At 62.3% G+C, this 26,991-nt stretch carries 22 protein-coding genes; 20 read left to right on the top strand and 2 right to left on the bottom strand.

Annotated features, from left to right (window positions below; translation table 11 throughout):
* The first annotated feature begins 23 nt into the window (after positions 1–23).
* Genes PCO31010_RS01645 through PCO31010_RS01620 form a run of 6 tightly spaced genes read left to right on the top strand, consistent with a single transcriptional unit; the run spans position 24 to position 8,878 of the window.
* Positions 24–3,785: a nitrate reductase subunit alpha gene (locus PCO31010_RS01645; RefSeq protein WP_150662702.1), complete on the top strand. Its 3,762-nt coding sequence runs from the start codon at positions 24–26 to the stop codon at positions 3,783–3,785.
* On the top strand, positions 3,782–5,308 hold the full coding sequence (gene narH / locus PCO31010_RS01640) for a nitrate reductase subunit beta (RefSeq protein WP_150662701.1): 1,527 nt from the start codon (positions 3,782–3,784) through the stop codon (positions 5,306–5,308). Before PCO31010_RS01645 ends, narH begins: the two co-directional genes overlap by 4 nt.
* 1 nt (position 5,309) lies before the next feature.
* Positions 5,310–6,050: a nitrate reductase molybdenum cofactor assembly chaperone gene (narJ, locus tag PCO31010_RS01635; protein WP_150662700.1), complete on the top strand. Its 741-nt coding sequence runs from the start codon at positions 5,310–5,312 to the stop codon at positions 6,048–6,050.
* Between the two features lie 24 nt (positions 6,051–6,074).
* Positions 6,075–6,758 (top strand): respiratory nitrate reductase subunit gamma, encoded by a 684-nt coding sequence (gene narI, locus PCO31010_RS01630; RefSeq protein ID WP_150662699.1) that lies wholly within the window; start codon positions 6,075–6,077, stop codon positions 6,756–6,758.
* Between the two features lie 37 nt (positions 6,759–6,795).
* Positions 6,796–7,599 carry a peptidylprolyl isomerase gene (locus PCO31010_RS01625; protein ID WP_150662698.1) on the top strand — a complete coding sequence of 268 codons (804 nt, stop codon included), beginning with the start codon at positions 6,796–6,798 and terminating at the stop codon, positions 7,597–7,599.
* Between the two features lie 10 nt (positions 7,600–7,609).
* The gene (locus PCO31010_RS01620) at positions 7,610–8,878 is read left to right on the top strand and encodes an MFS transporter (protein ID WP_150662697.1); all 1,269 of its coding nucleotides are present in this window, start codon (positions 7,610–7,612) and stop codon (positions 8,876–8,878) included.
* Here PCO31010_RS01620 and PCO31010_RS01615 read toward each other — a convergent pair.
* Both PCO31010_RS01615 and PCO31010_RS01610 read right to left on the bottom strand, forming a co-directional pair.
* The gene (locus PCO31010_RS01615; protein WP_150662696.1) at positions 8,856–9,560 is read right to left on the bottom strand and encodes a cupin domain-containing protein; all 705 of its coding nucleotides are present in this window, start codon (positions 9,558–9,560) and stop codon (positions 8,856–8,858) included. The genes PCO31010_RS01620 and PCO31010_RS01615 overlap by 23 nt on opposite strands.
* Before the next feature lie 2 nt (positions 9,561–9,562).
* Positions 9,563–10,771: an MFS transporter gene (locus PCO31010_RS01610; protein ID WP_150662695.1), complete on the bottom strand. Its 1,209-nt coding sequence runs from the start codon at positions 10,769–10,771 to the stop codon at positions 9,563–9,565.
* Between the two features lie 553 nt (positions 10,772–11,324).
* On the opposite strand from PCO31010_RS01610, the gene PCO31010_RS01605 reads away from it, so the two are divergent.
* The 14 genes from PCO31010_RS01605 to PCO31010_RS01540 all read left to right on the top strand — a co-directional run bounded on the left by PCO31010_RS01605 (position 11,325) and on the right by PCO31010_RS01540 (position 26,989).
* Positions 11,325–11,900, top strand: a complete 576-nt coding sequence (locus PCO31010_RS01605; protein WP_150662694.1) for a Pvc16 family protein — start codon at positions 11,325–11,327, stop codon at positions 11,898–11,900.
* 14 nt (positions 11,901–11,914) lie between these two features.
* Positions 11,915–12,856, top strand: coding sequence for a hypothetical protein (locus tag PCO31010_RS01600; protein WP_150662693.1), 942 nt, complete (start codon positions 11,915–11,917; stop codon positions 12,854–12,856).
* Positions 12,857–12,878: 22 nt separating this feature from the next.
* Positions 12,879–14,639, top strand: coding sequence for a phage tail sheath family protein (locus PCO31010_RS26830; protein WP_150662692.1), 1,761 nt, complete (start codon positions 12,879–12,881; stop codon positions 14,637–14,639).
* Positions 14,640–14,773: 134 nt separating this feature from the next.
* Positions 14,774–15,232 (top strand): phage tail protein, encoded by a 459-nt coding sequence (locus PCO31010_RS01590; RefSeq protein ID WP_039398341.1) that lies wholly within the window; start codon positions 14,774–14,776, stop codon positions 15,230–15,232.
* 116 nt (positions 15,233–15,348) lie between these two features.
* Positions 15,349–15,813, top strand: a complete 465-nt coding sequence (locus PCO31010_RS01585) for a phage tail protein (RefSeq protein WP_150662691.1) — start codon at positions 15,349–15,351, stop codon at positions 15,811–15,813.
* Between the two features lie 31 nt (positions 15,814–15,844).
* The gene (locus tag PCO31010_RS01580) at positions 15,845–16,039 is read left to right on the top strand and encodes a DUF5908 family protein (RefSeq protein WP_150662690.1); all 195 of its coding nucleotides are present in this window, start codon (positions 15,845–15,847) and stop codon (positions 16,037–16,039) included.
* A 3-nt stretch (positions 16,040–16,042) separates the two neighbouring features.
* Complete coding sequence (locus PCO31010_RS01575) at positions 16,043–16,726, top strand: CIS tube protein (protein ID WP_150574167.1); 684 nt, start codon at positions 16,043–16,045, stop codon at positions 16,724–16,726.
* A 4-nt stretch (positions 16,727–16,730) separates the two neighbouring features.
* Complete coding sequence (vgrG, locus tag PCO31010_RS01570) at positions 16,731–18,521, top strand: type VI secretion system tip protein VgrG (RefSeq protein WP_150662689.1); 1,791 nt, start codon at positions 16,731–16,733, stop codon at positions 18,519–18,521.
* A gap of 48 nt (positions 18,522–18,569) precedes the next feature.
* Entirely contained in the window at positions 18,570–18,866 is a 297-nt protein-coding gene (locus PCO31010_RS01565; protein WP_246184387.1) for a PAAR domain-containing protein, read from the top strand.
* Positions 18,867–18,881: 15 nt separating this feature from the next.
* Positions 18,882–19,325: a GPW/gp25 family protein gene (locus PCO31010_RS01560; protein ID WP_150662688.1), complete on the top strand. Its 444-nt coding sequence runs from the start codon at positions 18,882–18,884 to the stop codon at positions 19,323–19,325.
* Between the two features lie 60 nt (positions 19,326–19,385).
* Positions 19,386–23,237 (top strand): baseplate J/gp47 family protein, encoded by a 3,852-nt coding sequence (locus tag PCO31010_RS01555; protein ID WP_150662687.1) that lies wholly within the window; start codon positions 19,386–19,388, stop codon positions 23,235–23,237.
* The gene (locus PCO31010_RS01550; RefSeq protein WP_150662686.1) at positions 23,209–24,057 is read left to right on the top strand and encodes a hypothetical protein; all 849 of its coding nucleotides are present in this window, start codon (positions 23,209–23,211) and stop codon (positions 24,055–24,057) included. Before PCO31010_RS01555 ends, PCO31010_RS01550 begins: the two co-directional genes overlap by 29 nt.
* The gene (locus PCO31010_RS01545; protein ID WP_150662685.1) at positions 24,054–24,404 is read left to right on the top strand and encodes a hypothetical protein; all 351 of its coding nucleotides are present in this window, start codon (positions 24,054–24,056) and stop codon (positions 24,402–24,404) included. Before PCO31010_RS01550 ends, PCO31010_RS01545 begins: the two co-directional genes overlap by 4 nt.
* Entirely contained in the window at positions 24,401–26,989 is a 2,589-nt protein-coding gene (locus PCO31010_RS01540) for a hypothetical protein (protein ID WP_150662684.1), read from the top strand. Before PCO31010_RS01545 ends, PCO31010_RS01540 begins: the two co-directional genes overlap by 4 nt.
* Positions 26,990–26,991 lie beyond the last annotated feature (2 nt).

Here is a 26,991-nt window from a genome sequence, read left to right as displayed (position 1 = left end):
CCGGCTCAAGCAAGGGAAACGCCATGAGTCACTTCGTTGACCGTCTTCGTTTCTTTACGTCGTCCCGGCCGCAGTTCTCCGACGGGCACGGTGCGACGACAGACGAAGACCGCCGCTGGGAAGACGCTTACCGCCAACGCTGGCAATTCGACAAGATCGTGCGCTCCACGCACGGCGTGAATTGCACCGGATCCTGCTCCTGGAAGGTCTATGTCAAAGGTGGCATCGTCACCTGGGAAACACAGCAGACCGATTATCCTCGCACCCGTCCCGACATGCCGAACCACGAGCCACGCGGCTGCTCGCGCGGGGCCTCGTACTCGTGGTATCTCTACAGCGCCAACCGCCTGAAGTATCCGCTCGTGCGCAGCGCGCTCGTCTCCCGATGGCGCGAGGCGCGCAAGACGTTGCCACCGGTCGAGGCGTGGGCGTCCATCGTCGGCGACGAGACCTCGCGTCGCGCGTATCAGTCGCGTCGCGGACTCGGCGGCTTCGTGCGCGCCTCATGGGATGAGGTCAACGAAATCATCGCGGCGGCCAACGTGTACACGGTCAAGCGTTATGGTCCGGACCGTGTGACCGGTTTCTCGCCGATTCCCGCAATGTCGATGGTGTCGTACGCGGCCGGCGCGCGCTACCTGTCGCTGATCGGCGGGGTGTGTCTGAGCTTCTACGACTGGTATTGCGATCTGCCGCCGGCATCGCCACAAACGTGGGGCGAACAGACGGACGTGCCCGAATCCGCCGACTGGTACAACTCGACGTTCATCGTAATGTGGGGCTCGAACGTGCCGCAAACGCGCACGCCGGACGCGCATTTCATGACCGAGGTGCGATACAAGGGCACGAAGATCGTGTCGATCTTCCCCGATTACGCGGAAGGCGCAAAGTTTGGCGATCTGTGGTTGCATCCGAAGCAGGGGACCGACGCAGCGTTGGCGCTCGCGATGGGCCATGTGATCCTCAATGAGTTCCATCTCGCAGGCAAGAGCGATTACTTCATCGACTATTGCCGTCGCCTCACAGACATGCCGTGTCTTGTCCGTCTGGTGAAACAGGGCGATGGATATGTGCCGGAGCGTCAACTGCGTGCGGCAGATTTCGACGGCGCGCTGGGTCAGCCGCACAACGCCGACTGGAAGACCGTCGTCATTGACGAGCTGAGCGGTGACTTCGTCGCCCCGGTCGGTTCGATCGGCTATCGCTGGTCGCAGGCTGACGAAGCGAACAAGGGCAAGTGGAATCTACGCGAGGAAGGACCTGAGGGTCAGCCGATCAAGGCGCGACTCAGTCTGGTCGAAGGGCACGACGAGGTTGTCGCGGTGCAGTTTCCGTACTTCGGCAATCAGCCGCATGCGCATTTCACCTGCACGTCGCATGCGTCGATTCAGCGCCGTAACGTCGGTGTTCGACGAATTCAGACGACCGAAGGCGAAGTACTTGTCGCCACCGTCTACGATCTATTCGTCGCCAACTATGGCCTCGATCAGGGTCTCGGCGGAGAACACATCGCACACACCTACGACGACGATGTGCCGTACACGCCTGCATGGCAGGAGAAGATCACCGGAGTGAAGCGTGAGGACGTGATTTCGGTGGCGCGTCAGTTCGCCGAGAACGCGCACAAGACGCAAGGCAAGTCGATGGTCATCATCGGCGCTGGGATCAACCACTGGTTCCACATGGATATGTCGTATCGCGCCATCATCAATATGCTGGTGATGTGCGGATGTATCGGCAAGTCCGGCGGCGGCTGGTCGCATTACGTCGGTCAGGAGAAGCTGCGACCGCAAACAGGCTGGACGCCGCTCGCCTTTGGTCTGGACTGGCACCGTCCGCCGCGTCAGATGAACGCAACGTCGTATTTTTACGCGCATACCGATCAGTGGCGATACGACAACAGCGACCCGTCCGGCCTGCTGTCGCCGCTGGCTGACAAGACGCCGTTCCACGGCCGTCCCATCGACTACAACGTACGAGCGGAGCGCATGGGATGGCTGCCGACGGCCCCCCAGTTACAAACCAATCCGCTGGAGGTCGGACGCTCCCTGCCCGATCCCGCCAGGGCAGGTGAGTTTGTCGCGAACGCCCTGAAAGACGGCACGCTGCGCATGTCGTGTACCGACCCCGATCATCCGGACAATTTCCCTCGCAACCTGTTCGTCTGGCGGTCGAACTTGCTGGGGTCGTCCGGCAAGGGGCATGAGTATTTCCTGAAACATTTGCTCGGCACGACCAACGGCGTGCAGGGCGAAGACATCGGCAAGCGTCATGGGGCGCGTCCGGAGGAAGTCAAATGGCGCGATGAAGCGCCCAAGGGCAAGCTCGATCTGCTCGTGACGCTGGACTTCCGTATGTCGACCACGTGTATGTATTCCGACATCGTGCTGCCGACGGCCACATGGTACGAGAAGGACGATCTGAACACGTCCGACATGCATCCATTCATCCACCCGCTGTCAGCTGCCGTTGACCCTGCGTGGCAAGCGCGCAGCGACTGGGACATTTTCAAGGGCCTCGCAAAGCGCTTCTCGGAACTCTGCGACGGTCATCTCGGCGACGAGACGGACGTGGTGCTCGCCCCTATTGCTCACGACGCACCCGGCGAACTCGCGCAGCCGTACGAGGTAAAGGATTGGGGCGCGGGGCAGTGCGATCCTGTGCCGGGCAAGACTGCGCAGGGCGTGGTCGTCGTCAAGCGAGACTATCCGAACACGTATCGCAAGTTCACGTCGCTCGGCCCGCTGATGGACAAGCTGGGCAACGGTGGCAAGGGCATCCAGTGGGAGACGCACGAGGAAATCGACCTGCTCGGCAAGCTCAATTACAGGGTGACGGACGAGGGGGTGTCGCACGGCCGCCCGCGCATCGATTCTGCACTCGATGCGGCCGAAGTCATCTTGTCGCTGGCACCGGAAACCAATGGCGAAGTTGCCGTACGCGCATGGCAGGCGTTGTCCAGGGTCACCGGTCTCTCGCATCAGCATCTGGCCGAAACCCGCGCCGATGAAAAGATTCGCTTTCGCGACATTCAGGCGCAGCCGCGCAAGATCATCTCGTCGCCTACGTGGAGCGGGATAGAGTCGGAGCACGTGTCGTATAACGCGGGCTACGTCAACGTCCATGAACTCGTGCCCTGGCGCACCCTGAGCGGACGTCAGCAGCTCTATCAGGACCATCCGTGGATGCGGGCGTTCGGCGAGTCGCTGTGTGTGTACAAGCCGCCCATCGACACGGGCAGCTATGCCCATATGCTCGGTCAGCGCACCAACGGCAATCCGGAAAAGGTGCTCAACTTCCTCACGCCGCACCAGAAGTGGGGTATTCACAGCACCTATACCGATAACTTGCTGATGCTGACGATGTCGCGCGGCGGCCCGATCGTATGGATGTCGGAAGACGATGCGCGCTCGCTCGATATTGTGGACAACGACTGGATCGAGTGTTTCAACGCGAACGGTGCGCTGTGCGCGCGTGCGGTGGTCAGTCAGCGCATTCCGAGCGGCGCGGTGATGATGTATCACGCGCAGGAGAAGATCGTGAACACGCCGGGCTCTGAAATTACCGGCACGCGTGGCGGCATCCACAACTCGGTCACGCGCATCAGCGTCAAGCCCACGCACATGATCGGTGGTTACGCGCAGCTTTCGTATGGCTTCAACTACTACGGCACCGTCGGCTCGAATCGCGACGAGTTTCTGGTGGTGCGCAAGATGAATCGAATCGACTGGCTCGACGATACCGCCGACCAGGTTCTCGTGCCCCCGACCGGAGAACGCCAATGAAAGTGCGCGCTCAGATTGCAATGGTGCTCAATCTGGACAAGTGCATCGGCTGCCATACCTGCTCGATCACTTGCAAAAACGTATGGACGAGCCGCGAAGGCATGGAGTACGCGTGGTTCAACAACGTCGAGACCAAACCGGGCATCGGTTATCCGAAGGACTGGGAGAACCAGAAGCGCTGGCGCGGCGGTTGGACGCGCAAACCCAACGGCAAACTCGAACCCTTGCAAGGGGGCAAGCTGAAGCTGCTTGCGAGCATTTTTGCGAACCCCCATCTCCCGGAGATCGACGACTATTACGAGCCGTTTACGTACGACTACGGTCATTTGCAAACGGCCTCGGATGCGAAGGCCATGCCGGTGGCGCGCCCGCGCTCGCTGGTCACTGGCGAGCGCATGGAGAAGATCGAGTGGGGGCCGAACTGGGAAGAGATTCTCGGCGGCGAATTCGCCAAGCGCTCGCAGGACTACAACTTCGAAGCGGTGCAGAAGGATATCTACGGACAGTTTGAAAACACGTTCATGATGTACCTCCCGCGCCTTTGCGAACATTGCCTGAATCCGGCGTGCGTGGCGTCGTGTCCGTCGGGTTCGATCTACAAGCGCGAGGAAGACGGCATCGTGCTGGTCGATCAGGACAAGTGCCGCGGCTGGCGCATGTGTGTCTCGGGGTGTCCGTACAAGAAGATCTATTACAACTGGCATAGCGGCAAGGCGGAGAAGTGCATCTTCTGTTATCCGCGCATTGAAGTCGGCCAGCCGACCGTGTGTTCCGAGACGTGCGTCGGACGCATCCGTTATCTCGGCGTCTTGCTTTACGACGCCGACCGCATTAGCGAAGCGGCCAGCGTGGCCGATGAAAAAGACCTGTACGAAGCCCAGTTGTCAGTGTTCCTCGATCCGAACGATCCTGCCGTCATTGCGCAGGCAAAGCTCGACGGCGTACCTGATGCGTGGATCGAAGGCGCGAAGGCGTCGCCCGTCTACAAGATGGCGATCGACTGGCGCATTGCCTTCCCGTTGCATCCGGAGTACCGCACGTTGCCGATGGTGTGGTACGTGCCGCCGCTCTCCCCGATTAACGCGGCAGCCAATAGCGGCGATCTCGGTATGAATGGCGCGCTGCCCGACGTGTCGTCTTTGCGCATTCCGCTGCGCTACCTCGCGAATCTACTGACGGCCGGCGACGAAGCGCCGGTGAAGCTCGCACTCGAACGGTTGCTGGCGATGCGGGCGTTCATGCGTGCGCGGCATGTGGACGGCGTGCAGGCGGATGACGTCTTGCAGCAAGCCGGGCTGACAGTGGCGCAGATCGAGTCGATGTATCGCTATCTGGCGATTGCCAACTACGAGGATCGTTTCGTCATTCCGACGGCGCACCGTGAGTATGCGGAGAACGCCTTCGAGCTACATGCCGAATGCGGCTTCTCGTTTGGCAATGGTTGCTCGACCGGCAACGACACCGGCAATCTGTTCAATCCGGTCAAGAAGAACAAGCGGACCATTCCGATTCAGGAGATTTGAGATGGCCGTGCCCCATGCTCAAAATCACGTCAGCACCCTTAGCCTGCCGTGCCGTCTGCTCGGCGCACTGTTGCATTACCCGGGCGAAGACGTCACCGATGCGATGACCGACATTCGGCAAGCGCTGTTGAATACGCCGCGTCTTAGCGGTGTTGCCCGTCGCGAGCTGGTGTCCTTCTTTGACTATTGGCAGACGCGGGAGCTGCTGACGTTGCAAGAGAATTACGTTGCGCAATTCGACCGGGGGCGTGAAACGTCGCTCTATTTGTTCGAGCATGTCTATGGCGAATCCCGCGATCGCGGGCAGGCCATGGTCGATCTCATGCAGACCTATGAGCGCAGTGGCATTTATCTCGCGCCCGGTGAGTTGCCGGACTATCTGCCAGCGTTCCTGGAGTACGTGTCGGTCTTGCCCGAGCCGGACGGCATGGCCCGTCTTCAGGATATCGAGCACCTTGTGCAAACCATTGACGCGGGACTGGCCAAACGCGGCTCGCCTTACGCAGGACTGACGCGCGTATTGCTGTGGTTGGGCGGCGCGTCGACAGCACTGCGCGACCCGCAAGCCCCACCCGAGCATGTCGACGACGCGTCGGTCGTGCCGCAAGCGCAGGACTTCGAGGCTATCGACGCGAGCTATCAGGACGCCCCCGTGCGCTTCATGGGCGCGGGCCATCCCGGTGGGCAGGGCAATACCGTCGGCGAACCGATTCAGTTTTACGCGCGCCGTCCCGGGCGCTGAATGCGAACAGCAAGGAGTTTGACCATGGACGCTTTCATTCATCAGTTCCTGTTCGGCATTTATCCGTACATTTGCCTCACCGTGTTGCTCGTCGGTAGTCTGATTCGCTTCGACCGAGAGCAGTACTCGTGGAAGAGCGATTCGTCGCAGTTGCTCAAGCATGGCATGTTGCGTCTGGGCAGCAACATGTTCCACTGGGGCATTCTGGTGGTCGTGGCCGGGCACTTCGTCGGCTTCCTGGCGCCGCACTGGCTTGTCGCGCCGTTTCTGTCGGCCTCGCAGCACCAGATGCTCGCGATGGTGGGGGGCGGCGTGGCCGGCGTGGTGGCGATTATCGGCCTCACGGTCCTCATCATCCGCCGGATCGGCACACCGCGTGTACGCGCTACGAGCCGCACGTGGGATATCGTCATCGTCTTCATGCTCTGGTTCCAGCTGGCGCTCGGCCTCGGCACCGTGTTGTTATCGATGCGCCATATGGACGGTGCCATGTTCGAGCAGTTGACCGACTACGTGAAGGGTGTGGTGACGCTCCAGCCGGGCGTGGCCGCATTGCTCGAAGGCGTGCCACTGACGTACCGCGTGCATATCGCGCTTGGATTCACGATCTTCCTCGTATCACCGTTCACCCGAATGGTTCACATCTGGAGCGGTTTGGCCTCCATTGTGTATCTGATCCGTCCGTATCAACTGGTGCGCAAGCGCTGAGTGAGTGCCGTTCGGCAATCTTCTGAAGGTCATCGACATGGAAAATCTGTTGACGGATGCGCACGCGCCGCTGCGCGTGAACGGTATCGAAATATCGGCGAGCGATATCGATGCTGCAGTGGCCGAACTGGCCGACGCCCCGGGGCCGGGCGAAGCGCCCGCAGCGGACGTGGCGCAAACGGCCCGTTACGCGCTGGCCATTCGCGAATTGGTGCGTCAGCGTGCCGTCGAGCTTGGGGTGCCGATCGACACCGACCGGCCCGACACGATGGCCGACGCGGTCTTCGCCAAAGAGGTCGTGACACCGGTCGCGACGCCCGAAGAGTCCCGTCGCTATTACGAACAGCATCGCGAGCGTTTCACCAGCGGAGAACTTGTGCACGCGAGCCACATCCTGTTCGGTGTGACAGGGCGCGCGCCGCTCGCGCTCGTGCGCGCCAAGGCCGAAGAGACGCTGAACGCCATTCTGCAAGCGCCGGACCAGTTCGAGAGCCTGGCGCGGGAGCGTTCGAATTGCCCGTCGGCACAGGTCGGCGGCAGTCTCGGTCAATTGGATCGTGACAGTTGTGTGCCGGAGTTCGCGCAAGGCATCTTCGGCTCGCAGGAGACGGGGGTATTGCCTCGGCTTATCAAGACTCGCTTCGGCTTCCATCTCGTTCGCATCGATCACCGCGTTCCCGGTACGTTGATTCCGTTCGACGCGGTGAAGGACGACGTGGCCACGATGCTCACCGAGCAGGTTCGCTTGCGCGCAACGCGTCAGTACGTGCTGCTGCTTGCCGCTCAGGCGGAATTGGAGGGCGTGAGCTTCGCACCCGCCGATGGTCCGCTCGTTCAATGAGGGAGAGGGCATGGAAAACGCACTCGTTACCGTATCGAAGTCATCTGCCGACGGCACGCCTGCACCGGGTGGCAAGGCGTATTCGGTGCTGTTTGCCAGTACGCTCGCGTTTCTCGTGTGCTTCGTTGTATGGATGATGTTCGGCGTGTTAGGCATCCAGTTGCGCGAGGACCTGGGGCTGAACAGCACCGAATTCGGTCTGCTCACAGCAACGCCGGTGCTGACCGGTGCGGTGATGCGCTTGCCGCTCGGGATCTGGACGGACCGCTTCGGCGGCCGCATCGTGATGACCGTGCTGCTCGTCGCCTGCGCGATTCCGGTGTACATCGTGAGCTACGCCACACAGCTTTGGCAGTTCTTGCTGATCGGGTTGTTTCTGGGGTGCGTCGGGGCGTCGTTTGCTGTCGGAACGCCGTACGTAGCGCGATTCTTCCCGCCCGAGAAGCGGGGTTTTGCGATGGGTTTTTTTGGCGCGGGGACAGCGGGCGCTGCTGTCAATCTGTTCATTACGCCGAGTCTTCAAGCCGCGTACGGATGGCGGGAAGTGCCGCGCATTTATGCGATTGCGCTGCTCGTCACGGCGGTGATCTTCTGGGTTGCCTCGGCACCAGACCCGGGCGCGGGAAAGAAGGGCGGCTCGATCCTGCAATCCTTCAAGGTGCTGGGCAACGTGCGCGTCTGGCGGCTGTGCCAGTACTACTCGATCACGTTCGGGGGCTTCACGGCGCTCTCGTTGTGGATTCCGCAGTACCTCAAGGCGGAGTACGGCATGACGGTGGTGATGGCTGCGGCGGTGGCTGCGGGCTTTTCGCTGCCGGGGTCGGTGCTGCGCGCCGTCGGCGGCGTGCTTTCCGATAAGTTCGGCGCGCATGCGGTGACGTGGTGGTGCCTGTGGGTGGCGTGGATTTGTCTGTTCCTGCTGTCCTACCCGAAGACGGATTTCGTCATCTACACGATCGAGGGGCCGCAGACGTTCCACATTAGCGTGTCGGTGGTGGCGTTCGTACTGCTTGCGTTCATCCTCGGTGCGGTGTTCGCGTTCGGCATGGCGTCGACATTCAAGTACGTCTCGGACGAATTTCCGGAAAATCTTGGCGTGGTCACCGGTATCGTGGGGCTTGCCGGCGGACTCGGCGGTTTTCTGCTGCCGATCATGTTCGGCGCACTGCTCGACATCCTCAAGATCCGGTCGAGCTGCTTCATGCTCATGTACGGCATCGTGTGGGTGTCACTGATCGTGATCTATCTATCTGAAGTCAGGCGTACGCGGGTGATGTAGCCGATGCCGGGGGCAGCGGTCTCGGGGACGCATAGGCCTTGTGGTAGACCGTCACGCCGGTGTTGCCAGCGGCCAACGAGGCGATATCGTCCGCAGGCAAGCGTATCCAGCTTCCTGCCGCGTGAGCATCGCCATCGACCAGCAACGTCCCATCGAGAACAAGCAGTTCGACGATGCGTGGCTGAGTGATGAGGCGCGGTGAGCGCAACGGCGCATTTGCCGCGAGACGGATCAACACAACGCGCTCCTGTTCATCGCTGAACAGTGGACAGACATCCTGTCCGGGGAGCGTACGCCAGTTGGCCGCGTCGCTCGTGTCGATGCGCACTACGGTGTCTTGTGAAGCAGGCATCTGCATGAGCTTGACGAAAATCGTCGCACCGTCCCGGCTCGACGGACGATGTGAAGAGCCAGGTGGATTACGCAGATACCATCCGGCCGGATAGTCGTGTCCGTCGGCGGAGAACGTGCCGGACAGGACGAGAATCTCTTCGCCGCCCGGATGGCTATGCGCGGGAAAGTCGGACGCCGCGTCGTAACGAACGATACTCGTCGCACGCGCCTTTTCTGTGCCGATGCGGTCGAGCATCACGCGCTCGACCCCAGCTTGCGGTGACGGTACCCATACGTACTGCGTGGGCGTGACAGCGGCTCGTTGCGAGAAATCGGCGTTCACGCGCATGGTCAGACAGCCTGATGCTTTCGCGAGCGGCTCCATTGAAGCCACACGACGCCGATCACACCAATGGCCAGCGGCGGCAGCATGAGACCGGCCACGGCCGTCCAGCCCAATGACGTTAGCAGACTGCCCGAGGCGAACGAACCGATGACCATTGCGCCGAAGACGACGAAGTCGTTGACCGACTGCACGCGCGGACCTTCCTCAGGGGAGTGACACGTCAGCACCATCGCTGAGGCACCGAGGAAACCGAAGTTCCAGCCCAGTCCGAGCAGCACGAGTGCGACCCAGAAGTGGCCGACCGTGAGCCCGGCCATACCGGCGAACGCCGCACACGCGGTCAGCACCAGCCCCAGCAGCACGATGCGATGCGCGCCGAAGCGTGTGATCAGGCGTCCGGTGAAGAAGCTGGGGGCGTACATCGCAATCACGTGCAGTTCGATGCCGAAGTTTGCATGCTCGCGCGCAATGCCGCACAGCTCCATCGCCAGCGGTGCGGACGTCATCATGAAATTCATCAGCATGTACGTGACGACACCGCAGAGCATGGCGACGAGCAATCTCGGGTCGCGCAGGAAGACAGCAACGGGACGGCCTTCCTGCGCGGTTTGCGATGCCCCCGGCTGAGCGGGCTTGCGCGGCATGTCGAACTTGCCGCCGGCCAGCACGATGGCAGACAGCAGGGCGACGACAGCGGCGCTCAGATACGTCACGGCGTAAGCGTGCGGTGGCCACGCGTTCATCGTGCCGGTCACGAGTTGCGGGCCGAGCACACCTGCGGCCACACCGCCCGCCAGCACAGTCGATAGCGCTCTGGGCCGTTCTTCAGCGGACACGCACTCTGCCGCCGCGAACCGGAACGTCAGCACGACGGCCGCATACGCGCCGCCGAAAATCATGGCGAAAGTGAAGAGCGCGAACGAATGGAAGATGAGCGCGACGGCCGCCAGAAGACCCATCGCCACGCCGCAGGCATTGCCCGCGATGAACGCAGCGACGCGTCCGTAGCGCTTGGTGATGGATCCGACGGGCAGTGTGGAGATGGCCATGCCCAGGACAAAGACAGAGATCGGTAGCGTCGCCAGCGTCGGATCGGGCGAGAGCATGTGGCCGATGATCGCTGCCGTCGCGTAGACGACCGTCGAGTTGGCACCGGCAAGGGCTTGCGCGAAGGACAACCGCAGCACGTTGCGGTTGGTGATCAGGCCGAACATCGTTGGCGTCCTCTTGAGGCATGGCGAAGCGGAGAAGTCTGACGTGTTCCGGCCGACGTCGCAAATCAGTTTATCTGTGCCAGTGCGAAAGAAATTCTTTGTCGCAACCGTCGATCTTCGAGATGCGAACGCCCGGTCCGGATCGCGGGGCAGGGCGAGAAGGTCTACCCGGCCTTTGGGGCGCGTCTGAGCGAAGCGGAACGCTTTGCGCTGCGTCAGGACAAGTATTCGGGACGTGCGCCAGGGCATCTCTACTCGCTCGAAATGCACAGCCCGCCGGTCCGATAACCGGTGGGCTGTTTCCATTGGAAGACTGCGCAATTCATTACGAATTTTCACGAGCGCGCTATTCGCCACCCGCTTGTGCTACAGTTCCGCAGCAAAAAATCAAAAGCCAACATTCCGGGCGGCGCAAGAACGCTCAGGAATCCAGATCGTCGTGTTTCGCCATACGACACGATGTAAGAAATTTTGCGACACGCAAGTTCCGGTAGTTGAAAGTGTTGTACCGAATCAGATTTTGCAACCGCATTGCGAAAGGGTATCGGGGACCATGATTAACGCTGCTGTGGGGCACCTTGCGGGGCGGCTCAACGAACACTTAAAACAAACGTATACGCTCGACGGCGACATCGTGACGATGTCCGGTCTGGTCGACGTCAACGGTCAAGCTGTCGCCAACACCAGCAACCGTCTGGTCGTAATGCTCACGCACATCGAGCGCGACTCCGGCCCGGTGCGCAAGGGCATTCCGGGAGACGCGGGTGCATCGAGCCTGTCGCTTGGCGTGGCACCGTTGTATCTCAATCTCTATGTGATGGTGGCGGCCAATTTCACGGGCGGCCATTATCAGGATTCGCTTAAGCTGATCTCAGCGGCCATCGCATTCTTCCAACGCAATCCCGTGTTCGATCATCGCTCGTCGCCGTCGCTCGATCCGCGTATCGACCGGCTGATGCTCGAGATCGAGAATCTGGATATCCGCGAACTCAGCAACCTCTGGACGATGCTCGGCGGCAAGTATTTGCCGTCCGTGTTGTACAAGGTTCGCCTGATGGCACCGGATACCGGCGACATTACCGGCACTGTGCCGACCGTGCGTGCGCCGGTTCCGGCGATCAGTCACTGAGCGGACCTAAGGGGATGCCCACGTCTGCTTCCACGCCGGTGGTGCCGGGCTATACGCGCCTGTTTTCCATCGACGTTACCCACGCCTACTGGACGGTGCCGCATCTGTGGCTTCGCCATGAAGCCACGCCGGACACTGCCGAGTGGGTGCGCCGCCGCGACCTGCTCGTGCGTGCGCATCGTCAGGGTGTGGCGGTTTTCTGCGCCACTGAGCGTCGCGACGTTCTGCTCCACGGCCTCCGACGCGGTGATGCAATGGCGACCTTCAAGTGGTACGCGCAGGACACCGCATTTTCCCTTTACACGTCACCGACACGCCCGGCCGCGCAGCTTGGCCCGTCAGTGTGCTTCGTCACCAGCGAAGCGAGTGTGCCCGTCGATGGACTGCCGTCGTCACGTCGGCTGCATGCGCAACCCTACGTCGATGCTAGCGATGTCGTTCCCGTCGATACGCCATCGCTCTCGCCGTATCTCGAACGCGCCGATCGTGTGAATCCGCCTGTGCTGGTGGTGCAGATCGATCTCGCCGATCAGGTGACAGGCGGCGAACCGGGCGGCGTCGACTACGTGGCGAATTTTGGCGCGCGTGAGAGTTGCTGGCGTTATTACTACGTGTGCGCGGATGGAGCAGAAGCCGCGGATAGCGCGGACGCGCTCAATATCGTCGATCTGGACGAGAAGGTGAGCTTTGTCACGGCAGGCCGCGAGGCGCGGCCGGGTGGACGTCACGCCGTGATCTTCGAGAGTGAGCAAGCGATTGCAATGCAGCAGCAATACCCGCAGCGATTTCAGTTGCGGGAACGGGGCCGGTCGGGTGAACGCGTGTTGATCCGGAGACTGCCCAATGCCGACATCGGCAGCCTGACGCAGAAGACGCCGAAGGTGCACAAACCGCAGGACGCTGAACTAGCGGCGCAAAGCCGGGCAGTACTGGTATCCGAGATCTACATCAATTGACATCGATGACCGAGGTGAACACATGGCGCAATACAAAACACCAGGCGTATACGTAGTCGAGCAAAACGCGTTTCCCAATTCCGTGGTCGAAGTCGCCACGGCCGTGCCTGCCTTCATCGGCTACACGCAGTTCGCCGATAACAAGGGCACGCCGCTGGCCGGTACGCCGTGGCGTATCAGCTCGATGGCCGAATTCCTGATGTACTTCGGTGGCCCGCCGCCGACGACTTACTCGCTCGACGCGGTGGCCGCAGCGACGGCACCGACCAAGCCAGCGACCGATGCTGCGGCCGGTGATGCCGCCGGGGGCGACGCTGCCGCCACGCCGCCCGCACGTCCCGTCGTTACCGACCTCTTCATCGGTGCACAGGGCGCACGCAAGCCGTTCAAGTTCACGCCGCAAGGCATCGAGTACTTGCTGTACTACAGCATGCTGTTCTTCTTCCAGAACGGCGGCGGCCCGTGCTATATCGTGTCGGTCGGCACGTACGATGGCGGCAGCGTCAGCTCAGACGACCTGATCAAGGGAATTCAGTCGCTCGTGAAGGAGCAGGAACCGACAATGGTGCTCGTGCCCGACGCGGTGCGTCTGTCGCGTCAAGACTGTGCCTCGGTGCAGAAGGAAATGCTCATGCACTGTGGTTACACCATGCGTAATCGGTTTGCGATTCTCGACGTGTTCGGTGGCGCGTGGGACCGTCAGACGCCTGGCGGCGATTGCATCACCGACTTCCGCGACGACGTCGGTTCCTCCTTCCTCGACTTCGGCGCGGGGTACTACCCGTGGGTCAACACGTCGATCGTGACGGAGAAGGATCTCGACTTCACGAAGCTCGCCAACCTGAGCCAGCTCCAGACGCTGATCACCGCCGAACTCGATTCGGTGCTCAATCCTCCGGCACCCGTGTCACCGGCCGCACAAGCGAAGGCCGCACAGGTCAAGGCTGTCCTGGCGAAGCTCACGGGCGGCGACGCAGCGAAGACGGATGCCGCACCGGCAGGTGCAGCCGATGCCGCCGCCACGCCAGCAGCCGCACCGGCCGCCGAGGGTGACGCAGCCGCAGCCGTCCCCGCCAAGGCGGACGCCACGGCCGCAGCCAAGCCTCCGGTCATGACGAAGGCTGCCATCGCCGATCTGCACAAGACGTTGAGCGTCATCAGCGCTGTCTATGTGCAGGTGCTCCAGTCGCTTCAGAAAAAGATCAACCTGATGCCGCCCGCCGCTGGCATGGCGGGTCTTTACACGCTGGTCGACAACACGCGCGGCGTGTGGAAGGCCCCGGCCAATATCAGCCTGAACGGCGTAGTGTCGCCGTGCGTGAACATCTCGAATGCCGATCAGGAAGACCTGAACGTGCCGACCACGGGCAAGTCTGTCAACGCCATTCGCAGTTTCATCGGCGAAGGCGTGATGGTGTGGGGCGCACGTACGCTCGACGGTAACAGTCTCGACTGGCGCTACCTGAGCGTGCGCCGCACGATGATCATGATCGAAGAGTCGCTGCGCCTCGCGTGCAAGGCCTATGTGTTCGAGCCGAACACGGCCAATACGTGGGTGACGATCAAGAGCATGGTGCGCAACTTCCTCACCAGCGTGTGGAAGCGCGGCGGTCTGGCGGGTGCGAGCCCGGACGATGCCTTCCAGGTCTTCGTGGGGCTGGGCGAGACGATGACCGGCGAGGACATTCTCGAAGGCATGCTCAAGGTGACGGTGCTGGTGGCGGTGAGCCGTCCGGCCGAATTCATCGAGCTGACGTTCCAGCAACAGATGCAGAAGTCCTGAGCGCGCTCGGGCGCGATCCGCTAGGCCGGACGATAGCCGCTGCGCGCTGAGGAGATCGACAGATGTCGACGCGAAGCGCGAAACGTGGGCACGGTCCGGCATTTTCCGCATGCAATCAATAGACGAGGTGTGTGATGGCAGACGATGGTTCGAAACAATCCACCACGGTTTGGCCCCTTCCCAAGTTTTACTTTCAGGTCAAGTGGGACTCGCAGGTCATGTCGTTTCAGGAAGTGAGCGGCCTGGACGTGCAGTCCGAAGAAATCAAATACCGTCATGGCGATAGCCCCGAGTTCTCCGTGATCAAGATGCCGGGCATGAAGAAGTACGGCAACGTGACCATGAAGAAGGGCGTGTTCAAGTCCGATAACAAGTTCTGGGACTGGTTCAACCAGATCAAGATGAACACGATCAAGCGGGTGCCGGTGACGATCAGCCTGCTCGACGAAGCGGGCAAGCCGACGATGGTCTGGACGCTCGCCAACGCGTGGCCGACCAAGATCACGGGCACCGATCTGAAGTCCGAAGGCAACGAAGTCGCCATCGAGACCATCGAGATCGTGCACGAAGGGCTGACCATCGCCAATAGCTGACGTGTGTATGCCGCACTGGTGTGCCCGCCTCGCGGGCCGCCAGCGTCGGCCGCCGTCGTGCATGTCCGGGGGATGCGTTCGATTCCCTGCTGTTCCGATTACCACGCTTGTGCGCTATGCCGTCATCGCCGTTCGATCCCTATCCACCGTCAGCCTTTCATTTCCGCGTGATGTTCGCGTCCACCGCCGGTGCGATGGATGCTTCGTTTCGCGATGTGTCGGGTATCGCGACGGAACTCGATACGGAAGCAGTGCCCGAGGGCGGGGAGAACCGCTTTGTGCATACGCTGCCGAAGGGCGTCAAGCATCCGCATCTGGAGCTCAAGCGGGGCATCGCTTCAATGACTTCGCCCTTGGTGATGTGGTGCCGTTCGGTGTTCGAGGGCGAGTTCACCGTGCCGATCCGGCCACAGTCGCTGATGGTGCAGTTGCTCGACGAATTGCATCTGCCGATTCGCATCTGGACGTTTGCGAACGCTTTTCCGGTGAAGTGGGAAATCGAGAGTTTCGGTTCGACGAAAAACGAAGTGGCCATCGAGAAGATCGTACTGAGCTACACCTACTCGAACCGCATGGCGTGAAGACAAGCAAAGCGCACAAGGGGATTCGCCGATGCCAATCGAAATCGGTCATCTGAGCATCAAATCTACGGTCGTGCAGCGTGCCTCCGACACCGTCGGTGCACTGACGACGCCGATCGACGAGCCGGGCGTGTCGCGCAGCTTCGACGAACAGGCGCGAGCCGATTTGCTCGCCGAATGCCGTTCGTTGGTGCTCGACCTGCTCGAACGGGCGAAGGAGCGTTAAGCCGTGGCGACCAGTCTTACCCGTCGCAAGTTCAGCATTGCGCCGTGCACGGTGTCGAGCGGCCAGATTGCCGTTGACAACAGCCGCACGCCGTTCGAAGCGCTGATCAACCCGGTCGGCTATAAGCGCAAGCTGAGCATCGAGTACAACAAGAAGCAGACGCTCGGGCAGCCGAGCGCTACGCCGCGCTTTAGCGCCGTGCGGCCCGAAACCATCAGCATCGACAATCTCGTGCTCGACGGAACCGGCGTGGTGGATGGCACCGACTCGCGCAGCGTCAAGGACATGATCGACGCCATGCTGGCGGTGATCTACAAGTACGACGGCAAGAAGCACGAGCCGAATTACGTGCGTCTGTTGTGGGGCACGTTCATCTTCTTTGGCCGTGTCGAGTCCATCGGGCTCGACTACACGATGTTCAAACCCACCGGCGAGCCGCTGCGTGCCCGTGTGTCGCTGGGCATTGTCGGCTGGGTGAGCGCGACCGAGAGTTCGCTGCGTGCAAATCTCAGCTCGCCGGACCTGAGTCACCTCGTCGAAGTCACGGCGGGCGACACGCTGCCGCTGCTGTGCAACCGCATCTATAACGATCCCTCGTATTACCGCGAAGTCGCGCGCATCAACAATCTGACCGGTTTCCGCAAGCTGGAGCCGGGCATGATGCTGCGCTTCCCGCCGCTTGTCTGACGCTATGGCCGATTCTCCCGCACTCAATTCCAGCGGCGTGCTCAAGCTGACGATCACCAGCAACGGCTCGCCCCTTGCCGACACGATCCGCGTGATTTCGGTAGATATCGAGCGCGCCGTCGGGCGCATATGTCAGGCGCGCATCGAGATCCTCGACGGCGATATGCCCGACAACGACTTTCCGGTCAGCGACATGGACACGTTCGCGCCCGGCGCGGCCATCGTGATCAGCGCGGGCTATGGATCGAATGCCACACAGATTTTCGACGGCGTGCTGATCCGCCACAGCATTCGCATTACAGGCGGTAACGAAGCACGGCTGGTGCTGGAATGCCGTCACAAGGCCGTGAAGATGACGATTGGCAGTTGCAACGCCAACTACATCGACATGAAGGACAGCGACATCATCGGCCAGTTGATCGGCAAGGCGGGTGCGACGTCCGATGTCGCCGCGACCACCACCCAGCACAAGGAAATCGTCCAGTTCTACAGCACGGACTGGGACTTCATGCTGCTGCGCGCAGAGGCGAACGGTGCGCTGGTCATTGCCGACGACGACGGCAAGATCACGGTGAAAGCGCCGCAAACCAGTGCAGCCGCCGTGTTGAAAGTGACCTACGGCATGGATCTCATGTCGTTCTCGGCCGACATCGATGCGCGCACGCAGTTGCAGAGCGTCGTGGCTGCTGCGTGGGATCCGTCCACGCAGGCGATGGTGCAGCAAACGGCGGGGTCCGCGTCGCTCTACGAGCAGGGCAATCTGAGCGCATCGACACTGGCGAGCGTCGCAGGGCCAGCCACGTTCCGTCTGCAATCGACGGTGCCGGTGCCGTCCGACGATCTCAAGTCCTGGAGCGACGCCACGCAAATGCGCGCGGCACTGGCTCGCATTCGCGGACATATGTCGTTTCAGGGCAGCGCATTGGCTAAGCCGGGCACGATGATCGAAGTTGAGGGCGTGGGCAAACGCTTCAGCGGCAGCGTGTTCGTGAGCGCCGTGCAGCATCGCATTGCCGACGGCAACTGGATCTCCGAGGTGGATTTCGGCATGTCGCCCGAACGCTTCTCCGAGCGCCGGGGCGCGGGGGATGTCATGGCGTCGGGCCTTGTGCCGGGTGTCGGCGGCTTGCAGATCGGCGTCGTCACGAAGCTCGATGCCGACCCCGAGAGTCAATACCGGATTCAGGTCGCGGTGCAGGTGTTGCAGGCGGAGACGGTCGGTGTCTGGGCACGGCTCGCGAGCTTCTACGGTTCGTCAGGCGTTGGAGCATTCTTCATCCCCGAGATCGGCGACGAGGTCATTCTGGGATATCTCAACGGAGACCCGTCCTATCCCGTGGTGCTGGGCAGCGTCTACAGCAGCCAGCACAAGATGCCTTACGAGCTGACCGCCGAGAACTTCACCAAAGCACTCTGGACGAAGGGGCTGCTCAAGGTCATCTTCGACGACGACAAGAAGGTCATCACGCTCATCACGCCGCAGAAGAACACGATCGAGATGAGCGACGATGCCAAGTCGATCTGCCTGACCGATCAGAACGACAACAAGATCCAGATGACGCCGGACGGCATCACGCTCGACAGCCCCAAGGACATCGTCATCAATGCGAAGGGCAAGGTGAGCATCAGCGCGGTGGGGAATATCGAGCAGACCGCGCAGGCCGACCTCAAGAGTCAGGCGCTCAACATCACCAGTACCGCGAACGTTGGCTTCACGGCCAAGGGATCGGCCACGGCCGAGCTTTCGGCCAGCGGCCAGACGACGGTCAAGGGCGCGCTGGTGATGATCAACTGACGCGCACGCCACGCGTCGGAAAAAGACAAAGGAGATAACGACATGCCGATGGCCGCCAGATTGACCGACATGCACACCTGCCCGATGCAGACACCCGCCGTGCCTGCGCCGATCCCGCACGTCGGCGGTCCGATCATCGGTCCGTGCGTGCCCACGGTGCTGGTCGGCAAGCTGCCTGCCGCCGTGGTGACGGACAACTGCGTCTGCGTCGGTCCGCCGGACAGCATCGTGATGGGCTCGACGACGGTGATGATCGGGGGGAAGCCGGCGGCACGCGTGGGAGACACGTGCGCGCACGGCGGCGCGATCGTGATGGGATGTCCGACCGTGATGATCGGCGGCTGAGCGCGGGAGGCGCGTTTGAGCACAGATAAATCCTTTCTCGGCACTGGCTGGGCGTTTCCGCCGCGCTTCGGCGACAGCGCGGGCAGCGGCCGCACGCAGATGGTCGAAGCCGAGGCCGATATTCGCGAAAGCCTCGGCATCATCCTCTCCACGGTGCCGGGCGAGCGCATCATGCAGCCCACGTTCGGTTGCGGGATCAAGGCGTACGTCTTCGAGGAAATCAGCGAGAGCGTGATGACCGAGATGCGCGACGCCATCGATCGGGCGATTCTGTTCTTCGAGCCCCGCGTCACGGTGGAGCGTATCGAGATCGACGCGTCGAACGCGATGGAAGGGCGCGTCGACGTGCTGATCGATTACACGGTGCGCGGCACGAACACCCGCAGCAACATGGTCTACCCGTTCTATTTCCTCGAAGGCACCAACGTGCCGACGGTGCAGATCGAGCCGCAACGGTAACCCGGCCCGGTGTCCCGATAACAAGAATCGTCACGATCAGCGCAACGACAACACGAACCGATGCACAACCTCATCATTCGAGATGGCACCAGTCAGGCGATGCGGGCGCTGCCCGCGTTGCAGGATGGGTATTTCCATCTCGACGAGATGACGTTTCACGAGCTGCTCGATGTCGTTGTCGAGTTCGCGGCGCTGGTGCGCTTTCACAACGCCGACGACAAGCCTGAGGGCGACTGGTCGCCATTCTTTCGCGCCGACGAAACCGTCGTCATGAGTCGCATTCTGGCGTTCGATTTGTCGCGCGAGACGGAGCGGTTCGCGCAATGGTGGCGGGACACCCCGGAATATGACGGCGTGCGCGGCCACGGCGCAGGCGTTCGCGCGATGATCGGCGCATCCCCGGTCCCGGAACTTGTCGTCACGCTCAACGGCTGGTATGTGGCGCTCTCGCAAGCGCAGACGGACAACGGACTGGCACTGCGCACGGTGCTGCGGGCCGTCATCATGCAACTGAGTCGGCGGGCTTCCGGCGTGCCGCGCGTGATCGAATCGATGTCGCTGCGCGAGCCGCTCGACGCCGTCTGGACCGAGGCGGAGCGCTCGCCGCATGCGCCTGTGACCAACACGGCTACGCCTGAACCTGACGCCGTGCCGGGCAAGGCCGACGTGCGCGCGGATTTTCATGCGTACATGAAGGCCATTGAGATGGTGCGCAAAGAGGCGCTGGCCCGCCTGCCTGCGTCGCTCCAAAGCGGCAATCACGATCCGGCCATCGGCTTGCTGATCGCGTTCGTCAAACAGTTCGAAAAGCTTCAGAACAAGCTCAACGGGTACACGCAGAAGTTCATCGATTTCTACTACGAACGTATGCTCGGCAGTGCGCCGCGTGGCGTGGTACCCGATCGGACGTGGTTGGTATTGCGTCGCAATCCCGATGCCAGGGATGTTGTGGTCCCCGCAGGGACGGCGTTCCCCGCCGGGGTCGACGCACACGGTCACGACATCGTCTACGAATCGGAAGACGAACTGCGTGTGAGCGGTGCACGTGTGACGCGCGTGCAGACGCTGTATCTCGACCACAACGGATACAGCATGCCGGAGAACCTGCTACCGGAGGATCCGGACAACGGTGCGACGGGGCGCAAGTGGCCCACGGCGGCGTGGTTCGAAGACGTGCCATGCGGGCCACCCGGCGTGGAGCATCCGCAAGCCTGGCCGGTGCTTGGCGCGCCGAAGCCCGGCGCGGGTATCAGCCCGCATAGTGCCGCGCGGGTCGGCTTTGCGCTGGCCAGCAAGGTGCTGTTGCTCAAGGAGGGCGAGCGCGTCATCCGGCTGACGATTACGTTTGCCGACGAACGGCTGGTCACGCAACTGGGGCACATCGCCGACGCCGTATTCAATACGCCGGTAGAAAGCACTGCCATATCCGTTGACGGCAGCGAGGCGCCGGACGGGAGGCAATCGTCGGATGAAACCCATCTGCGTCGTCAGGACCTCTATCTGAAAATTCTACGCAGCTTGTTCTCCGTCTCACTGACGGGCGAGAAGGGTTGGATCGATATTGCCGGTTACGTGCCCGGACTGTTCGGCAACGAACTGACGCTCAGCTTCGCGCTCGCTCCGGAGGCGCCGTCGGTGGTGCGCTATTCGCCCACGCTGCACGGTGAGAATTTCGACGTCGACACGCCGCTCGTGCGCTGCGTCATCAATCCCGGCGCGTATCTGTTCCCGTATGGCCTGCTGCGCAATCTGCCCGTGACCGGCGCGCAAATCGATGTCGACGCGCATGGCTGTCGCGATCTGGTGCTTTATAACAACATCGGTCAGCTCAGCGCGGCAACACCGTTTGCACCGTTCGGGCCGCTGCCGCGACTGGGTAGCTATCTGGTGGCGGGCAGTACGGAAATGGCGGCCAAGCGCATCACACGGTTCGGTCTTCGCATCGAGTGGGCAGACCTGCCGCGTGTGACCGGCGGCTTCGGCACGTGGTACGACGGCTACGACGTGCGTCTCACGAACGAAGATTATGTGGCGTCGGTCGAGGTGCTCGCCAAGGGTGGATGGTTGCCCGCTGGGGACGCGCCGCGTCCCGTCGTGCCGCTCTTTCACACGCGGGTCACGCCCGGCAAGGGCGAGCGCATCGACAACGTCATCGTGTGGGAGGCGGGTTCGCTCGCGCATCTCTTCGAGCCGGACGAGGGTGTTAGCGCCGCGCATCCGCTCACGTGGGGGCCGGGGGCGAAGAATGGATTCTTCAAGTTCACATTTGCCGCGCCCGCATTCGCTTTCGGGCATGAGGCGTACCCGCAGGTGCTGTCGTCGACGATGCTCGCCAACTCACGCAAGCGTATGTGGCGCAAACAGCGCCCGATGCCGCGTGCCCCATACACGCCCATCGTCAACACCATCTCGTTCGATTACAGCGCGACGGGGGCGATCAGCGTCGAGCGGATTGCGAATCGAGACGAAGACGGGCGCTTCCTGCATCTGTTCCCGTCCGGCTGGGAATCGCTCGACATGACGAGCTATCCAGCCCCCGAGCTACTCCCACGCTTCGAAGATGCGGGCAACCTGTACATCGGCATCGATGCGAACGACCTCGGCGACACATTGACCTTGCTGTTCCAGCTTCGCGAAGACTCCCGGCCGGTGACGGGAGCCGCGGACGACGCCAGCGGTGACGGACGACCGGCAGGCTTGCGCTGGAGCTATCTCGGCAACAACGTTTGGAAGCCGCTCGCGCTTCGCGACGTCCTCACGGACGGCACGCACAAGCTCATGACTTCGGGAATTGTGACGTTGCGGGTGCCGGACGATATCGGCCGTCGCAACACCGTCATGCCCGACGGGCTGTACTGGCTGCGCGTGAGCGCCAACCGCGATATGGAGAAATATTGCAGTTTGTACGCGGTGCATGCGCAAGCCGTGCAGGTCCGTCGCGGGGCAGACGTGCCGCCGGAAGTGCCGATGGTCCTGCCAGCAGGCACCATTGCGCGCAGTCGACGTCCGCTCCCGGGCATCGTGTCCGTCGTGCAACCGCTGCCATCGTGCGGCGGCCGGGCACAGGAGACGCGAGAACAGATGCGTACGCGTGTGAGCGAACGGTTGCGCCACAAGCAGCGCGCGGTCACGCCCGCCGACTTCGAATCGATGATTCTCGAGGCGTTTGCCGAAGTCTACAAAGTGAAGTGCTTCGCGAACCTGTCGACCCGGCACGGTCCGGTCGATTGTGTTCGCCCAGGGCAGGCGCTCGTAGTGCCGCTACCGTACTGGCCTGCCACGAAAGACGGTGAGCAGATGCCCATGCTCGACGGCAACGTCGTCCAGCAGATCGCCGAGTTTGCGAATGCGTTGTCGTCGCCCTGGGCGAGTGTTTCCGTCGAGAACCCGGTCTACGAACGCATTCAGGTGCGCTGCAAGGTGCGCTTCACCGATCGCGCGGGCAACGGTCATTACCTCGCGCTGCTCAACGCGGCGATCTCGCGCTATCTCACGCCGTGGCAGGACGATGTGGGCTACCGAACGCACTTCGGATGGTGTATCCGGCAACACGATCTCGAGGCGTATATCGGCTCGTTGCCGTATGTGCAGTACGTCTCGGGCTTTTCGATGCTGCGCATCGCGACGGTTGTCACGGACCCCTACGCGACCGCAGCAGCGGGCACCGACATGCAGACCTTCACGCTGTTCGACACCGCCCGGCGCTCGGGCGCTGCCACGGCCCCGCAGACGGACATCGTTCCGCTGTATCCGTGGAGCATTGCGATCCCGGTAGCGAATCACGCCATCGAAGCGGTGGACGACGACAAGGATTACGCGGGCGTGCCGACCACGCTCAGTCAGTTGGAAATCGGCACCACCTTCATCATTTCGGATGACGACCATGAACGGAAAACCGATCGCCCGGCGTAACCGGGACACTTTGCGGCGTAAGTTCGGCAACGGCGAGATGCCGTCGGCCACGGCATTCTCCGAACTGATCGACTCCATGCTCAACATCGTGGACGAGGGGTTCGACAAGACCCCGGTCGATGGCCTGAAGGTCTCCCAGCTCAATCAGGGCAAGTTGCTGAGCTTCTATCAGAACATCGACCTGAAGAGCCCCATCTGGACGATCCAGCTTGACAGCGAGGCGGGCGGACTGGCTTTCGGCAACCCCGACAACCCCAACGCGCTCACCTTGCGACAGTTAGGCAAGAAGCCTGCGCGCGACGCGGTATCGGGGCCGCCTCAGGGGCAGGGCGCGCTGGGAGCGCCTGCGACCATACCCACGTTCGAACTGGACGTGGCCGGGCGCGTGGTTGCCGACGGACGTCGCGGCCGCCCGGGCGCGCGCAGCGTGCAGGCCGATGGCAAGTGGCACGACATCACGGACCCGCTCACGGGATGTCAGGCGTTCGAGATCACCGCCGGTGTCGGCAAGCGCGGCAGCGGCAAGTTCGCGCTGATGCATGCGTACGCCGTGATGGCGTACAACGGCAAAGGGGACATCGACTACCGTCAGTCCCATTTCGGCAGCAAATGCAATCGTCTTCAACTGCAATGGGTCGATGCCCCCGACGGCGCGAAGCATAGCTATGTGCTGCAAATGCGCGTCGGCTGTCCGTACGACTCGACGCGGGATGCCGCCGGTGCGCCCAAGACATGGGTGACGTATTACCTCACCACGCTGTGGTTCGATCCCGACATGACGGGCAGTGCTACCGACCCGGAACCCAAGGGGGCGCAATGACCCACGAGAACGAGCGCGCCACGCCCGCGACGGTGGACATCGTCATCGGCACCGACGACGCGCAGCTGCTGATGGCCGCGCTGGGCGAGTTGCCGTTCAAACGGGTCTTCGAGCTGATCGGCGCGTTGAACCGCCAGGCCAACGCCGTCGCGGCGGGCGCGCCGGTCGTCTGTGCGCTCGACGCGTCGGCTTTCGCACTGATCGTCGAAGCGCTGGGGCATCTGCCGTATCACCGCGTGCACGGGCTGATCGACGACCTGAAGGCACAACTGCATGCGGCGAGGCATGCGTTCGGCAACGCGGCGATAGATAGTTCTGGCCGTATGCCCGGGGCGAGGGTGCAATGAACGCCCCCGAGTCCATTGCCCGCTTTGCGCCCGATCCTCAGGGGCTCGATTTCGATGCGCTGCGTCGCGCCGGGATCGCGACTTTGCAGGCGCTGTGCGGCGATTGCTGGACCGATTACAACCTGCACGACCCCGGCGTCACGATCCTCGAACAGCTGTGCTACGCGATCACCGAACTCGGTTACCGCTCGGACTTTCCGCCCGAGGACTATCTGACCGATGCCGACGGACAGATCGATTACCGGCATCACGCGCTGCATCCGGCGGACGAGATTTTCCCGAGCGAAGTCCTGACGTTCGAGGACTATCGCAAGGTGCTTTACGACACGATCCCGGAGCTGGAAGACGTCTGGCTGACGCGGGACGAACGCCCGACGAGCACCGGCCAGCCCGCGCACGGGTTGTGTCGCATCGCCATCAAACTGAACGATGCATTGCACGACAGTGCCGACGAGGCGTCGCTTTCCCAGATCGAAGCCGACGTGTGTCTGCGGGTGCGGGAAGTCTTTCACGCGCACCGGAATCTGGGTGAAGACCTGTCGGACGTAACCGTCGTGCCGGTTCAGCCGGTGTATCTGAGTGGCGATATTCAGATTCACAGCGAGCGCGACCCGGCGTCCATCTTTGCGGATGTTTTCTTCCAATGTGCGCGTGCCGTGCATTCGGGATTTCGCATCGAGCGGTACGTGAAAGCGTTCGAGGCCGGATTGACGCTCGACACGTTGTTCGCCGGGCCCCGGACGGTGCACGGATACGTCGCCAGCACGGGTGCGCAGGCGCAAGGCGCACCGGTTGCGGTGGCGCGCCTCGTCGGACTGGTGCAAGCGGTGGACGGCGTGGCGCACGTGCAACGTCTGGCGCTGTGTACCGCCGATGGAACGCCCGTGAGCGGCGACAGTTTGACGGGTGCGTCCGGTACGGTATTGCGCCTGCGGTTTCCCGGCGACGCGCAGAGCAACTTCCTGCGACTGCATTTCGCCAGCGGGGCGCTCGGGAGTGGCGCGCATGCGGCGACGTCGGCCAGCGATCATCGACGTGAGGAGAAGTCGCGGGTCGTACTCGACGACGCTCGCGTGGCGCTCGCCAAAGCACGCTTCGAGTTCGATACGCTGCGAAATACGAAGCAGTCGCTGGCGACTGTGGTGCCTGCACCGACGGGCGCGTCGCGCGAATTGCGCGAATACTTCTCGATTCAGCATCAGTTTCCGGCAATCTACGGCATCAATCGCTTCGGCGTGCCGCCCACGGCACCGCTGGAGAACCGTGTCAGTGCGCACCAGTTGAAGGCTTATCTCTATCTGGCCGAGCAACTGATGGCGAACTATCTGGAGAATCTGCAATCGGTCGGCCGCATGTTCTCGGTCGACACGCTGTACGAGACCTATTTTTCGCAGCGTATCGACAACGAGGCGTTGCCGGACATCGAAGCGTTCTATACGGATGCACCGGACGCCATCCGCAGTCAATTGGCCGGGATCGTCTCGCGCAAGGACCGCGCGGAGGACCGTCGCAGCCGGTTGCTCGACGTGCTGCTGGCCATGTACGGCGAGACGTACTCACAGAAGTCCCTGCGACGATTCGACGATTATCAGGACGTGCACGGCGCGCGCTGGCTGATCGACAACAAGCTGGATTTTCTACGTCACATTGCGACGCTCTCTCGCGACCGGGCGTCGGCGTTCGATATCACGGCGGTGGACGTGCGGGTGGACGGACGGCCCAACGTGGCGGGCGTGCACGCGAAGATCTCGATCCTGCTGGGCTTGCCTGCCGAGCCACCCGGTGCACCGCTGAGCGATGCGCTGAAGCGTTGGCATTTGCGGTTGCAGGGAGATCACACGGCGACGAAGGAAAGTTACGAATTCGCGGCGGCGCGTCTGATTGTGCTTAAGTCTCAGGGCGAGCCTGAGGAGCGTCCGGCCGGGGCACACGCTCAGCCCGGCGACACGTTGCCCGGTGGCCTGCTCGTGCATGGCGTGCGTCTGGAGAACTTCATTCTCCGACAACACGACGACGCGGTGCACGTCCATTTCCGCACGCACGACGCGCGCCTTGGCAGCGACTCACCCGGCGAAGTGCCGCTCGCGCGATTTCATGGCGACGACGCGGTGACTTATGCCGGACGCTATGTCGAAATTCTGCGCGAATTTCTCTGCACGCTGAACCAGGCATCCGAGGGCTTCTATCTGGTCGAGCATGTGCTGTTGCGGCCAAGGCGTGCCGGTGCGACGCAAGACGGAACGACGGCAGACGCCGACGCGCAGGCGCGTGAGGCCGAGTCGTTTTTCAACGCACGGGTCAGCGTAGTCTTCCCCGCGTGGACGTCGCGCTTTAGCGATCCCGACTTCCGCCAGTTGGCGCAGGAGACGGTATGCCGCAATCTGCCCGCGCATCTGCTGCCGGAGTTTCACTGGATGGATTACGTCTCCATGCGCGACTTCGAGCATCGATACGGACTCTGGCGCGCACGGCTGCGCGAGCGGGAAACGGCAACCTCACCGGACCGGCTTGACGCCGCGAGTGCCAGCTTGCGCGCGCTCCTGATGCGACGCCGTCGCGCGCACAACCTGACGTTGTGGGTGTAGCG

The organism is Pandoraea commovens (genome assembly GCF_902459615.1).
In the GTDB taxonomy this organism is placed as follows: domain Bacteria; phylum Pseudomonadota; class Gammaproteobacteria; order Burkholderiales; family Burkholderiaceae; genus Pandoraea; species Pandoraea commovens.
The sequence above is the reverse complement of the archived record's forward strand: the minus strand, read 5'-3'. Positions and strand labels throughout refer to the sequence as shown.